The organism is Rhizobium sp. AC44/96, from assembly GCF_001692185.1.
Classification (GTDB): Bacteria; Pseudomonadota; Alphaproteobacteria; order Rhizobiales; family Rhizobiaceae; genus Rhizobium.
Map to the genome: position 1 here is coordinate 163,498 of NZ_LXKO01000001.1, position 11,824 is coordinate 175,321.

Genomic DNA, 11,824 nt, shown 5'->3' on the forward strand with positions numbered 1-11,824 from the left:
GCCGCGGGTTTAAAGCATGACGCTTGATTACAATTCCCTGCTGATCGCGCTGGCAGTATCGGCGGCATGTCTCGCAGTAACTTTGCTCGGAAGCTGGTTCGCGCGACGCACCGAAACATTCCTGCTCACCTGCACAATCGGCCTCGTTTTGATTGTCAGCGGCATATTTGCCTATGGGCTCTACGTCGGCACGCCCACGAAGCTGTTGGGCATCACGGCATTCGTCTTCTTCTTTCCCGGTTTTGCTGCCGCCGTGGGTGCCGGCTACCAGTTCCGGACGGGGCGCCTGTCCTGCCGCATGATGGTCGTGGCCGCGCTTGCCGGATATGCCGTCACCATTCCTCCGATGGCAACCGGTTACGACGGGTTTGCCTTCATTGCCGAGAATACGGTCATCGCCTCACTGCTCTTCGTAACCGCCTATCAGTATTGGCTGGCGCGGGCGGAAGCGCCGGTGCCGCTGACAGGCATTACGGCGCTCTACATCCTGACGGCCATATCCTTCGTGCTCTGCGCCAGCGTTCTGCTGGCGGACGGCAAGATGGTCCTTGGCGCCGCACCGAGCAACTGGGCCGAGGATCTGAGCCTGGCGATCTGCATCGCCAGCATGACCGGCATTGGCGCGCTATCGCTTGCGCTGCATCAGTGGCGCCTGGCGGCCCGCCACCGCATTGAAGCGACCACCGATTCCCTGACAGGTCTCCTCAATCGGCGAGCGCTCTTCGACCAGTATGGCAGCGGCGAGATGGGCTCGACCTCCGCGGTCGTCGTTTTCGACATTGATCATTTCAAGTCGATCAACGACACGTTCGGCCATGCCGGCGGCGACCGGATGCTGAGACTGTTCGCCGATGAACTGCGGGCCAACTGCAGGGTGGGCGACGTCGCGGCCCGGCTCGGCGGCGAGGAGTTCGCAATGGTCCTGCGGGATGTCACGCCCGGCCAGACGGAACTCGTGGCCGAACGCATTCGCAGGGCGTTCGAGCAACGCCAGATCATATTCGACGGCGCGATCGCGACATGCACCGTGAGCGCCGGCGTTGCGCCCGGCCGCCCCACGCCGGTGCCGTTCGACGCGTTGCTGCGGGCGGCCGACAAGGCGCTCTATGCCGCCAAACGCGCCGGCCGAAACCGCGTGGAGCTCGCCAGCCACCTGCACGCCGTTCCCATGGAAACGGTGCGCACCGGCTCCTGAGCGGAGCCACTCTGCTTCAGCCTTGTTAGAGGACCATCAGCGCCCTGACGAAGCTTGCCGAGGCAAGCAGGCAGGCCACTGTCCTGACGTGGTTCCACCATGTCCAATCCTTCAGATATGTCGCCCAAAGCGCGGTCGCGTCAGGGCCGCTGCCGCTGACCTTCGCGAGCGCGTCGTTCAGCGGCACGTTGAAGGCGACGGTCGAGATGAAGGATGCGACGACGTAGAGCGCCCCACCAGCCAGCATCCACATGGCCGGCGGTGTGCGCCAGTTCAGGAATGCGAATACCGCAATCACGACACAGAGGATCGTGGTGGGAACGAAGAGCATCATGAACGGGGATCGGACGATGGTGACGTTGATCGCGTTCATCGCCGCAATTCCCTGCTCTGTCGGAAGGCGCGCGAATGCGGCCATCACAAACGTCGAAAAGGCAAAGAAGACCCCGGCAATTAGCCCGCTGCCGACAGCCGCAGCCACAAGCGCGATAGCAAGAAAGACCGTCATGCTCATCCCTCCATTGCTTGACATAAAACAGAGAAGCTCTCTCATTTGTAAAATGAGATAAACTCTCTTATTTCTGTCGTCAACGATAAATCGGAGCGTCTCATGCCGGGCATGCCAAATGGCGGATCAGGAAATTCACCGGAACAGACTGGCCAGTTGCGACGGGTGCCGGTCCAGCAGCGCGGGCGCGAGCGATTTGAAAAGATCCTGGCAGTCGCGACCGAGCTGATCGAAGCTCGTGGCAGCGACGCGCTGAAAATGAGCGAGATCGTCGAACGGGCAGGACTGTCCTTTGGCGCGCTCTACCAGTATTTCCCAGACAAGAGCGCCATCATCCGCACCCTTGCTGAACGCTTCAACGAGCAGGGGAGGCGTTGCGTCGAGGCAGAGTTGGCTGGGGTCGCTAACCCGGTCGCTCTTCGACAGGCGCTGTGCACCATTGCCGACGAGTATTACGCCTTCTTCCGCAGCGAGCCCGTCATGCGCGACATATGGTTTGCAGCGCAGGCCGATCGGCTGCTGCAACAGATCGATGCCGACGATATGGAGTTTCACGCCCAGGCGCTGTTGTCGGTTCTCGCAAGACTGTGGCCCGCGCAGCCGCCCGGCCAGCTATTGGCAATCGCGAGGCTCACAATGCAGCTTCTCGCGGCTGCTGTCCGATATGCCGCCTCGCTCGAGGATGATGAAGGGCGGGCTGCGATCGCGCTCTACAAGAAGATGCTCCCCACCGATTTCAGCCAACTCGTGCAGGGATGACTAGGCCCTGACCGCTCCCTGCTCGGCCGACCGCGCGACCGCCCAGTGCACCGCATTGCGTCCACCATTCTTGGCGGAATAGAGCTTTCTGTCGGCCGCCGTCATCATCGTCTTCAAGCTTTCCTCGGTCGGATCGCCGCAATAGACGCCAAAGCTCGCCGTCACGCGGCCGACGGGCAGGGGGCCGACAGCTTTCGCCTCGAGCTGCCTGCGCAACCGGTCCGCAATCGTGACAGCTGCGTCGACGCCGGTGCGCGGCAGGATCAGGCAGAACTCCTCGCCGCCGATCCTGGCGGCAATGTCATACGGGCGAAGGCTGTGCTGGATGGTGGCGCCTGCCATCATCAGCACCTGATCGCCGACATCATGGCCGAACTGGTCGTTGATCGACTTGAAGTGATCGAGATCGAAGACGACGACCGAGATAGGCGCCCGATCGCGGGCGGCGCGGGAGATCTCCATGGAGCCGATCTCTTTCAACCAGCGGCGATTGCCGAGCCCGGTCAGCACGTCCGTTGTCGCCTGCCGCCGCAGCTGGGACAGCGTTGCATCGAGTTCAGTGATCAGCGCGGAAATGCCGTTGGCGACCACTCCCACCTCGTCCTTGCGCTGGCTGCGAATGGATTTGACAGCGCCGGTCGAACGATAGGTCTCGATCACGGCTGCAACATCCCGCAATGGGCGGATCAATACCCACAGGGAAGCAAGGCAGAAGACGGTACCGCCAAGCGTGGCCGCAAGCACGGTCGCCAATACGGGAAGAGCGGCACTCTGGAAGCCGGCCGCGAGATATACACACAACGTCACCAGGGGCACGTGTGTTGCAAGAAAGCAGACGGCGAAGATCTTGAATGTAAGCGAGGTGCTGAAGGTTTTACGAACAGTGGACATCGACAGGCGCATTCCGGACTCCCTCATGGCGTCTTTTGCGGCCGCGAAAATGGAGTCCTGTCCCTCACTTCAATCCTAACGGAAACGTTAAAATTCGATGCTTTCTGTCTCTGGAAGAGCCGTAAGCGCCGGGAAGGTCCTGAAAATCAGTGCTTGTGAGTGCGATCTAAAACAGTAATGCGGCTGTGGAAAAATGCCTTTGTCTCCGGGTTTTGCACCCGCCATAGGCGGTGTCTGCACCCCGGACCGTACTCGTTGCGGGGCACAATTCGTGTTATCGTCTTACGGAATTCTGGCCACAGGGGGCCTCCGTGACAGCTTGCGAGACAATCATCGTCGGCGCGGGGCCTGCAGGACTGGCATGCGCTGCGGCCCTTCGTGCGCGCGGACGCGCGGCGTTGGTGCTGGAGCGGGAGGATTGCGTCGCCGCCTCCTGGCACAGGCACTACGACAGGCTACATCTGCATACGCACAAGATGCATTCGGGCCTGCCCGGAATGCCCATGCCCCGCCGCTTTCCGAAATACCCGTCGCGGCTTGAGGTCATCGAGTATCTCGACGAGTACGCCCGTTTCAACGACATCGACATACGCTTCGGCGCACGCGTCACGGCGATACGAAAAGCAGATCGCTGGGCGGTGGAGACATCAGGCGGCATATTCCACGCCAGCAATGTGATCGTCGCAACCGGCCGTTCAAATGCGCCCGCGATCCGGCGTTGGGAGGGCCAGGAAAGGTTCACGGGCAAGCTCCTTCACTCGTCCGAATTCCGGAATGCAGCTGACCTTGGCGCCGAGCGCGTCCTTGTCGTCGGCTTCGGAAACTCTGCCGGCGAAATTGCACTCGAATGCGCCGAAGCCGGGCTCCATGTCGGCTTGTCGGTGCGCGGCCCGGTGAACGTCATTCCGCTTGAACTCTTCGGATTGCCTGCCGTCAGCATTGCCATTGCCCAGCAATACCTCCCCACCCGCCTGGCCGACCTCATCAACACCCCTTTCCTGCGCCTGCGTTTCGGGGATCTCGGAAGGTTCGGTCTCCAACGGGCGCGCGAGGGGCCGTTGACGACGATCAGGGAAAGGGGCCGCACGCCGTTGATCAACATCGGTACCATCGAGCGGATCCGATCGGGCGATATCAGGGTTTTCGGTGGTATTTCAGCCTCCGAGGGGAGGGACGTGCAATTCGCCGACGGGCGACGCGACCAGTTCGATGCCATCATCCTGGCGACTGGTTACAAGCCGGCGCTCGACGGGCTGCTGCCGGATTTCGCGCAAAGGTTCGGCGGTGCCAACGGCCCGGCGCGGGGCGAGCTTCAGCCGGCGGGCGATGGCTTGTACTTTTGCGGTTTTACGGTCGTCGCAACCGGTCTGCTTCGCGAGATCGGCATCGAGGCGCAGCAGATCGCCGCGTCCATCGCCGCAAGGCCGTCGGTCACGCCGGCATGAAGGTGCGGAAGGCCAGATAAACAATGGCGCCGAGCACGATCGCCGCCGCGGTCGCCTGTGCCAGCGCCACGCCGTATTCCTTCCGGCCTGCCCCTAGGGCCAGAATGACCTTGGTCACCATGTTGACCCCGACAGCGATGAGGATGACGTCTGCGGCCGTCTGCACGTTGATGGTCGTGCCGGCGAGTCGGGCGGTCGACAGAGTGATCGCATCCACGTCCACGATGCCGGAGATGGCGGCGACGATGAAGAGGGCCGATGCTCCGATATAGACGATCGCCATCTTCGAAATCAGGCTGATGATGCCAAGGAGAGCGGCGAAGGAGACGACTGTCTGAATTTCGAACGGGTTTTGCAGTTCGACCTGTGGCACGTCGGCCGAGGCGCTCGACAGCGACACCCAGGCGAAGGCAGCGCCGACGAATACGATGATCGCCGGCAGCAGGCCGGCCGCAAGCGGTGCTACAATGCCGGGATAGAGTGCACCCGCGATGACAAGGACGCGCCCGAATGACAGCGCGCCGGCAATCGCCGCTCCTGCCGCCAGATAGCGCGATCCTTGAGGCGCTTCCTTGGAATAGCGCGCGAATGAGAGCGTCAGCGCCGTCGAGGAGACCAGGCCGCCGGCGGCGCCGGCCAGCAATATTCCCCGGCTCGTACCCATGAGCCGGATCGCGACGTAGCCTGCAAAAGACAGCGCAGCGATGGTGATGGTCAGCAGCCACAGCGAGAAGGGATTGAGCGCTCCCCACGGATCCAGCGTCTTGTCGGGCAGCAGCGGCAACACGATCGCGGTCATGGCAAGCAGCATCAATGCCGAACGCAATTCGACCCAGGTCAGTTGCTGGAGAAAGCCGTGCAGGCTGGTGCGCGATGCCAGCACCACCGTCATCACGACGGCACCGGCCCCTGCGGTGACGACGTCGCCAACGGCTGCAAGAGCACCAAGCGCAAAGACCAGAAGCGCGGCGACCAGCGAGGTAACGCTGTAATCCTTGTCTTCGTCGGCTTCGCGCCATTTGGCAGCGATGTAGGCAATGCCGAGGATGACTGCGATTGTCGAGGGCAGAAATGGGCCGGTCAGCGGCAGCAGTGTTCCCACCACGCCGCCGAGAAAGCCGGTCAGGCCGAAGGTCCGGATACCGGCCGTCCTGCCACCCGGCCGGATATCACGCTCCTGCCAGCCGCGCTCGACGCCAACGAGCAGGCCTATGGCAAGTGCGATACCGAGGCGGTGGAAGACATCATAGTGATCCATGGCCGGACGATATCTCGCTATTGCCGCCGCGCAAGTCCAACGCGTTGAAAAAATGAGGGATTACCGGACGCGCTGTCGCTGGAGCGGTGGGCGTCCTGAAGAGTCTGCTGATCACGCCGCTGGGTGGGATGCATTTTCGTCCGCATTCTCGACGCGGAAACCGCCGCTGTTCTGGAAACTTGTCGCGCTTGCTGCTATTGGCCGATAAATTTGACCAAAGGAGAGAGCGATGATCCAGGCAACATTCACCGACCGCGCAGTCATGGCCGAACTGGTCGCGAAGATGCTCTGGGAGATCAAGGCGGTGCACTTCAATGCCGCCCAGCCCTACAAGTTTGCGTCCGGCATGGCGAGCCCGGTCTATATCGACTGCCGCAAGCTGCTCTCGTTCCCCCGCGTGCGCTCGACGGTCATGGATTTCGCCGCCAGCGTTGTCCTGCGCGAGGCCGGCTTTGAGAAGTTCGATTGCATTGGCGGTGGCGAGACCGCGGGCATCCCCTTTGCAGCCCTGCTTGCCGATCGCCTCAGCCTGCCGATGATCTATGTCCGCAAGCAGCCGAAGGGCCACGGCCGCAACGCGCAGATCGAAGGCAACATGCCGGAAGGCTCGCGCGTCCTCGTCATCGAAGACCTGACGACCGCAGGCGGCAGCATGTTCAAATTCATCGATGCCGTCCGCGCGGCTGGCGGTGTGGTCGATCACGGCATCGCCCTGTTCTACTATGGCATTTTCGACGAAGGCGCGCTGCGTTTTGCCGATGGCAAGGTGAAGCTGCATTACATCGCGACCTGGCGCGATGTGCTCGCCGTAGCCAAGGCACAGAAGCTGTTCGACGAGACGACCTTGAACGAGGTCGAAGCCTTCCTCGATGCGCCGCTCGCCTGGTCTGGGCGCAATGGCGGTATTTCATCACTTTGAATGAAGAATTGCGTCGCGGCGCTTTGCTTTTGCCATGAAATTATCTAATCGATTTGAATATCGATGGATTGCAATGCTTGGGAGGCCGGAATGATTTTGTGCTGTGGCGAAGCGCTGATTGACATGCTGCCGCGGGAGACGACCCTTGGCGAGAAGGGCTTTGCCCCATACGCCGGGGGAGCGATCTTCAACACCGCGATCGCGCTCGGGCGTCTCGGCGTTCCAACGGCCTTCTTCACCGGCCTCGCCGACGACATGATGGGCGAGATCCTGCGCGATACGCTGAAGGCGAGCAACGTCGATTTCAGCCTCTGCGCGATCGCGCCGCGCCCGTCCACGGTCGCTTTCGTCAAGCTCGTCAATGGCCACGCGACCTACGCCTTCTATGACGAGGGCACGGCCGGACGCATGATCACAACGGACGATCTTCCAGCTCTTGGCGACGATTGCGAAGCGCTGCACTTTGGCGCCATCAGCCTCATCCCCAGCCCCTGTGGCGAGACCTACGAGGCGCTGCTCCATCGTGAAGCCGACAAGCGGGTGATCTCGCTCGATCCGAACATCCGCCCGGGCTTCATCAAGGACAAGCAGGCCCACATCGCCCGCATCAGCCGTATGGCCGCCAAGTCCGACATTCTCAAATTCTCCGACGAGGATCTGGAGTATTTCGGCCTCGAAGGCAGCCATGACGATCTGGCCGCCTACTGGCTGAAGCATGGCGCCAAGCTCGTCGTCATCACAAAGGGTGCCGAAGGCGCATCGGGCTATACAGCCGAGCGCAAGGTCACCGTGCCGAGCGAACGTGTCACCGTGGTCGATACGGTCGGCGCCGGCGATACCTTTGATGCCGGCGTTCTGGCGTCCCTGAAGATGGACAATCTGCTGACCAAGGCACAGGTCGCGTCCCTCGACGAGAAGGCGCTTCAGAACGCCCTGTCGCTGGGCGCGAAGGCTGCCGCCGTCACCGTGTCGCGCGCCGGCGCGAACCCGCCATGGGCACACGAAATCGGTCTCTGAGACCTAGATCCGGTCAAGAAATCCGAGCACTTCGCGATTGAACTGCTCGGGTCTCTGTAGCGGCGCAAAGTGGCTGACGCCTTGCATGGTGATTGGCTGCGCCGCTGGCAGCGTGCGCGCGAGATAGGCCATGTGCTCCGGTTTGATGAACTCGTCCCGGTCGCCGAGCACGGTCGCGACCGGCACGGTGATGCCGGCAAGATCCTCGGCGGAATAATTGGGTTCGGTCGCCATCATCCGGCTCACGTCTTCCACAAAGCTATCGAATTGATCGGGCGTCGCCGATAGCGCGGCATAGTCCTTTCTGTGGCGGCTGAAGCACCGGTCGATCACTGGCGTTGCTACGAAGGGCTTGGCGCCGCTCGGGTCCATGCAGCAGGCGAAGAAGAAGACGCCGGAGACACGCTCGGGTTTCCGGTTGGCAAGGATGAGGGCCGTACAGGCGCCGTCGCTCCAGCCGACGAATGCCGCCTTGTCGATCCGCAGTCGGTCCATCACGGCAAGAACGTCCGAGGCCATCAGTTGATATTTGAAGGGCCGCTGGTCGCGCGTGCTCCGGCCATGCCCGCGGCTGTCTATGACCACGACTTGCCGGCCGGCTGCCACCAGCGCCGGGACCTGATAGCCCCAGTTGCCGCTGTTGCCGAGGCCGCCATGGAGCAGGATGACGGAGGGGCCCGTGCCATAGGCCGCATACCAGATCCGCGCACCATCATGATCGACGAAGCCAGTGTTTGCGGTGGCGGGCAAAGGCGCCGCGCCATGCGTATCGAATTTCAAAAGCTCATCGTCCGTCTCGTTCATCCGACATCTCCCTGGAGTGATCGATAAAATGACGATCAGCGAGGCCCAGTTTCGACACCAACATATAAAAATGCGGTCCGGCGGCAACCGTCTTGCGAATAGATGCATTAGTATTGACTATTTGATTAGTGTGCACTAATTGTTTTACCATGATCGAAACCAGTGAAATTTCTTCTGTGATGCGTGCTCTCGCCGATCCGACAAGGCGTGCGGTCTACGAGCGCATCGTCGGTGCCCGGGAAATTACCGTCGTCGAGCTGACGCGCGGTAGTGGCGTCACCCAAGGCGCTATTTCTCAACACCTAAAGTCGCTGAAGCATGCGCGTCTCGTCGTCGAGCGGCCCGAGGGGCGAAACGTCTACTACCGAGCGGAACCGAAAGGGCTTGCGCCGCTTTTCGACTGGATGAGCCACTACGGCCTCTTCTGGCAGGAACGCTTCGATAGCCTACGAACCCTATTGAAAGAGGTCGATCCATGACGAAGGCAATGCTGCAACAGGGCGCCCAGGATATCGTTGTCGACGAAGTCTTTCCGCATGCGCCAGAGACGATCTGGCGAACATTGACGTCGGGCGACATGATCGCGCGGTTTCTGATGAAGCCGAACGGCTTCGAACCCGTCGTCGGCAACCGCTTCACCTTTCAAACAACCCCCGCCGGCGAATGGGATGGAGTCATTCACTGTGAAGTGGTCGATGTCGAGCCGAACAGGCATTTCGCCTACTCCTGGAAAGGGGGACATGCGACGAATGTGGGCTACGGCTCGCTTCTGGACACCGTGGTCAGCTGGTCGCTTAGCGCCGTCGACGGCGGCACGCGGCTGCGCCTTGTCCATTCCGGCTTTGTCACGCCGAGGAACGATACCGCCTTCAGGAACATGAGCGAGGGCTGGAAGAAGGTTGTCCCGCGCATAGGTCCCATCATCGGCGAATAAATTCGCACCATCGATCATCAGTGTCGTCCCAGAGGAGGAAAACATGAGTGAGCCATATACCGGCGGCTGTGCATGTGGCGCGATCCGCTACAAGGTCTCAGCCGAACCGATCGTGATGCTTGATTGCCAATGCCGCCAATGCCAGCGCGAGAGCGGCACGGGCCACGCATCGCACCTCACCTTCGAATGTGAACCGGTCGTCGAAGGCAAAGCGACGCATTGGGACGCGGTTGGAGACGGTGGCGTTGTCAAACGGCGCGCCTTCTGCCCCACCTGCGGCGCCCCCGTCTACATGACCTTTCCTGACATTCCCGGCTATTTCGTTGTTCGCGCCGCAAGCCTGGATGATCCGACGCGCTACAAGCCACAGCTGATCTGCTGGACAGCCAGCGGCCAGCCATGGGATCAAGTTGATCCACACCTGCCAAAGTTCGAAAAGATGCCGCCGCGCTGAACCGTCAGATGACGTGTCGAACTTCGGTCCAGCCGTTCGTCTTGATGGTGAGGGCAGGACACTCGCCCCGCCGAAACCTACGGAGGAAAAGCCATGACGCAGTACCTGGTCGCCATTCACCATCCAGACGACTACGACCCCACCGTTGCCGAAGACGATGCGATGGACCGCGATATCGACGTGCTCAATGACGAAATGGTGGCGGCCGGCGTCAGGGTCTTCGTCGGCGGCCTGCAATCGGCAAGCCGCGCCAAGTCGGTGCGGGTGCAACCCGGTGGCAAGATCTCCGTCACCGACGGGCCATACCTCGAGACTAAGGAGCACATTGGCGGCTTCTGGGTGCTGGAAGCCGCCGATATGGAAGAGGCGCTGGCGTGGGGGCGCAAGGCGGCCGTGGCCTGTCGGGCGCCGGTCGAAGTTCGTCCGTTTCACTAGGGAGGGCGACGCTGCGCGAGAGCTTTGCATCGAAGTATCGCACTACCCGGACACTGCGAATCCGGATCATTTACGGCATTGTTACCGTTACGTACTTCTCGTTGTGACAATGTTGCGCGACCTTTCACCTCCATTCATTGGAGGAATGTCATGCCAAGCAAGCTGTCGATTTCGTGCAGACCGTTTATTCACGCCACTGCAGTCGGACTTGCGGTGTTGACAGGCCCTCTTGCGGCATATGCTGCAGAGTCGGTGACGGTGGACAATTTCATCCGTGCAGAGAGCGATCTCTATTTCAGCAACTTCGCCAAGGACGGCGGCTTCGGCAAATTCAACCATCGCCGAGAGCCGGCAACAATCGACAACCAGACGGTCATACGACTGAACCGTGACACTCTCTACTCGGCGGCAGTCTTCGATCTGGATGCCGGACCGGTTACTGTCACGCTGCCTGACGCCGGCAAGCGATTCATGTCCCTGATGGCGATCAACGAAGACCACTACATACCGACAGTGTCGTATGGCGGTGCAAGTACCTTCACCAAGGATCAAGTGGGTACCCGGTACATGGCCATTGGTATCCGAACATTTGTCGATCCAACCGATCCGAAGGATGTCGAACAGGTTCACGCATTGCAGGACGCGATCAAGGTCGAGCAGGCGGGCGGACCCGGCAAGTTCGAAATCCCGCATTGGGATCCGGGCAGCCAGAAGAAGGTGCGTGATGCGCTTCTCGTCTTGGCGACGACAATGCCCGACTTCAACAAGGCATTTGGTTCCAAGGATGCGGTCGATCCCGTTCGTCATCTGGTCGCAAGCGCCGCGGCATGGGGCGGAAACCCCGACAAGGATGCGACCTATCTTAACATCACGCCCGCCAAGAACGACGGCAAGACGGCGTACAAGTTGACGGTAAAGGACGTTCCCGTTGATGGCTTCTGGTCCATCAGTCTCTATAACGCCAAAGGCTATTTCCAGAAAAACAAGTATAATGCCTATTCGCTCAATAACGTGACGGCGAAAAAGGGTGACGACGGTTCGATAGAGGTCCAGTTCGGTGGCTGCGACGGCAAGATCGCGAACTGCCTGCCCATCGTGCCTGGCTGGAACTATACAGTTCGGCTCTACCGCCCGCGTGAGGCAATCCTCGACGGATCGTGGAAATTTCCCGAGCCGCAGCCGCTGAAATGATCGCAATCGACAGC

14 protein-coding genes are annotated in these 11,824 nt (G+C 61.0%); 10 read left to right on the forward strand and 4 right to left on the reverse strand.

The annotated features are described in order from the left end of the window. The first annotated feature begins 16 nt into the window (after nt 1–16). Nucleotides 17–1,195: a GGDEF domain-containing protein gene (locus A6U87_RS00780; protein WP_065689344.1), complete on the forward strand. Its 1,179-nt coding sequence runs from the start codon at nt 17–19 to the stop codon at nt 1,193–1,195. A gap of 25 nt (nt 1,196–1,220) precedes the next feature. Here the strand turns inward: A6U87_RS00780 and A6U87_RS00785 are convergent, their stop codons facing one another. After that, complete coding sequence (locus tag A6U87_RS00785; protein WP_065689345.1) at nt 1,221–1,703, reverse strand: DUF1772 domain-containing protein; 483 nt, start codon at nt 1,701–1,703, stop codon at nt 1,221–1,223. A gap of 102 nt (nt 1,704–1,805) precedes the next feature. Here A6U87_RS00785 and A6U87_RS00790 point away from each other — a divergent pair, with 102 nt between their 5' ends. Continuing rightward, nucleotides 1,806–2,462: a TetR/AcrR family transcriptional regulator gene (locus A6U87_RS00790; RefSeq protein ID WP_065689346.1), complete on the forward strand. Its 657-nt coding sequence runs from the start codon at nt 1,806–1,808 to the stop codon at nt 2,460–2,462. Here A6U87_RS00790 and A6U87_RS00795 read toward each other — a convergent pair whose 3' ends face one another. Beyond that, nucleotides 2,463–3,365, reverse strand: a complete 903-nt coding sequence (locus tag A6U87_RS00795) for a GGDEF domain-containing protein (RefSeq protein WP_065689347.1) — start codon at nt 3,363–3,365, stop codon at nt 2,463–2,465. A 299-nt stretch (nt 3,366–3,664) separates the two neighbouring features. On the opposite strand from A6U87_RS00795, the gene A6U87_RS00800 reads away from it, so the two are divergent. After that, the gene (locus tag A6U87_RS00800) at nt 3,665–4,798 is read left to right on the forward strand and encodes an NAD(P)/FAD-dependent oxidoreductase (protein WP_065689348.1); all 1,134 of its coding nucleotides are present in this window, start codon (nt 3,665–3,667) and stop codon (nt 4,796–4,798) included. Here A6U87_RS00800 and A6U87_RS00805 read toward each other — a convergent pair. After that, nucleotides 4,785–6,056 (reverse strand): MgtC/SapB family protein, encoded by a 1,272-nt coding sequence (locus tag A6U87_RS00805; protein WP_065689349.1) that lies wholly within the window; start codon nt 6,054–6,056, stop codon nt 4,785–4,787. The genes A6U87_RS00800 and A6U87_RS00805 overlap by 14 nt on opposite strands. A 229-nt stretch (nt 6,057–6,285) precedes the next feature. On the opposite strand from A6U87_RS00805, the gene A6U87_RS00810 reads away from it, so the two are divergent. After that, on the forward strand, nt 6,286–6,975 hold the full coding sequence (locus A6U87_RS00810; RefSeq protein ID WP_065689350.1) for an orotate phosphoribosyltransferase: 690 nt from the start codon (nt 6,286–6,288) through the stop codon (nt 6,973–6,975). A 90-nt stretch (nt 6,976–7,065) separates the two neighbouring features. Further along, nucleotides 7,066–7,992: a carbohydrate kinase gene (locus tag A6U87_RS00815; RefSeq protein ID WP_065689351.1), complete on the forward strand. Its 927-nt coding sequence runs from the start codon at nt 7,066–7,068 to the stop codon at nt 7,990–7,992. Between the two features lie 3 nt (nt 7,993–7,995). Here the strand turns inward: A6U87_RS00815 and A6U87_RS00820 are convergent, their stop codons facing one another. Beyond that, complete coding sequence (locus A6U87_RS00820) at nt 7,996–8,796, reverse strand: alpha/beta fold hydrolase (RefSeq protein WP_065689352.1); 801 nt, start codon at nt 8,794–8,796, stop codon at nt 7,996–7,998. Between the two features lie 149 nt (nt 8,797–8,945). Here A6U87_RS00820 and A6U87_RS00825 point away from each other — a divergent pair, with 149 nt between their 5' ends. The 5 genes from A6U87_RS00825 (at nt 8,946) to A6U87_RS00845 (ending at nt 11,810) form a co-directional block, all read left to right on the forward strand. After that, nucleotides 8,946–9,275, forward strand: coding sequence for a helix-turn-helix transcriptional regulator (locus A6U87_RS00825; RefSeq protein ID WP_065689353.1), 330 nt, complete (start codon nt 8,946–8,948; stop codon nt 9,273–9,275). After that, the gene (locus A6U87_RS00830; RefSeq protein ID WP_065689354.1) at nt 9,272–9,730 is read left to right on the forward strand and encodes an SRPBCC domain-containing protein; all 459 of its coding nucleotides are present in this window, start codon (nt 9,272–9,274) and stop codon (nt 9,728–9,730) included. The genes A6U87_RS00825 and A6U87_RS00830 overlap by 4 nt, the downstream gene beginning before the upstream one ends. Before the next feature lie 43 nt (nt 9,731–9,773). Beyond that, a complete protein-coding gene (locus A6U87_RS00835) occupies nt 9,774–10,184 on the forward strand; it encodes a GFA family protein (RefSeq protein ID WP_065689355.1) in 411 nt (136 codons plus the stop codon). A 93-nt stretch (nt 10,185–10,277) separates the two neighbouring features. Next, the gene (locus tag A6U87_RS00840) at nt 10,278–10,619 is read left to right on the forward strand and encodes a YciI family protein (protein WP_065689356.1); all 342 of its coding nucleotides are present in this window, start codon (nt 10,278–10,280) and stop codon (nt 10,617–10,619) included. A gap of 150 nt (nt 10,620–10,769) precedes the next feature. Then, the gene (locus A6U87_RS00845; RefSeq protein WP_083199242.1) at nt 10,770–11,810 is read left to right on the forward strand and encodes a DUF1254 domain-containing protein; all 1,041 of its coding nucleotides are present in this window, start codon (nt 10,770–10,772) and stop codon (nt 11,808–11,810) included. Nucleotides 11,811–11,824 lie beyond the last annotated feature (14 nt).